Raw genomic sequence first — 1,226 nt, forward strand, 5'->3', positions numbered from 1 at the left:
TAGCATTAACCGTTATTTTTTCAGGCATTTCAGCCGGAAAGGATTCAGGGTCTAGGAACTCGTAAATCCTTCTAATCATTCCACAGCATTCTTCATTCATGTCTGGTATTGTTACTCTTTTTCTTCTAGTGTATTCTATTTCACATATAGGGTCATAAACATATAAACCTGACCAAGTATTGTAATTAAGCGATTGTAGTTTACACGGGAATATTCCAAAACCCCAAAACGCTCTTTCTAAGGCACTCATTGTTCCTTGCTTAAAAGTATAGTATCTATTTTTATAGCCATATCTAGACGCACCCATCCATGACCAACCAATATCAAATGTTTTGCGGTCAATCGTCACTCTGTTCCCAAGGAGAAACCAATACGTCGTGTAAGCCATTTTAGCCCAGGGGTTTGTATGCAGGCTTAAAAAAGTCTGTAAATATTTACCACGAATATATATAGCGGTTAGATTATGACCCGCATTTAAATTATCGCCTTCAATGTAATCTCCTTCTATATAATAATTTACAGGATGAAGTTCCTCAAACTCACAAATAACATTATGTGATGTCATTGACTCCCATATTATTGTTTCCGATTCTCGCCGCCACCGCCGAGGTAGTAAAGTTCCATGCCCAAACTGGCTTAAGTTAATAAAAGTTGGTGGATAGCTTGAGTCTCGATATACCTTACTATACTCATAACTTGCTTCCCAAGTATAGCTAACGCCATCTTTTGATTTATGTAATGATGTTTGAAAATCGTTTTTTTCAAACCTATCAAAATTACCGTATCCCGACAATATGTTATATGATTGGTAACCTGAACTTTCTCCATAACGAGGATGGGCATAGGGCAATAAATAATAACAATCATCTTTAACAGTTGTGGTTTCCTCGATTAATTCATCTAAATAGCTTGCGTTATCGCCTTGATTATCTGAACTTCTACCTTTATCATCATCTACCTCGTCACCGCTATTAGGACCGCCAAAACCTCTACCAGCGCCACCCTTTCCCCTAGGTTTTTTTCCTCCCTTTGGTTCATCTCTCTTTGGTGGCTCCCTACGATGGTCTTGACTAGCACCACCAAACGATTTCCTACCTTGTGGCTCCCTAGTAGGGTCTGGGTCCCATATTCTAGTAGTAGGGTCTGGGTCTCGCATTCTAGCGGTAGGGTCTGGGTCCCATGGGTTAATTGTGTTTCTAACCATTTAAATAATCACATTAAAGTAG

Annotated in this window: 1 pseudogene; it reads right to left on the reverse strand. The window is 39.2% G+C overall.

The window, feature by feature from the left end:
• Positions 1-1,204 (reverse strand): annotated as a pseudogene (locus tag P5674_RS24910) (hypothetical protein); the annotation flags it as partial.
• Positions 1,205-1,226 lie beyond the last annotated feature (22 nt).

The organism is Limnospira sp. PMC 289.06, from assembly GCF_032350395.1.
Lineage (GTDB): Bacteria > Cyanobacteriota > Cyanobacteriia > Cyanobacteriales > Microcoleaceae > Limnospira > Limnospira platensis.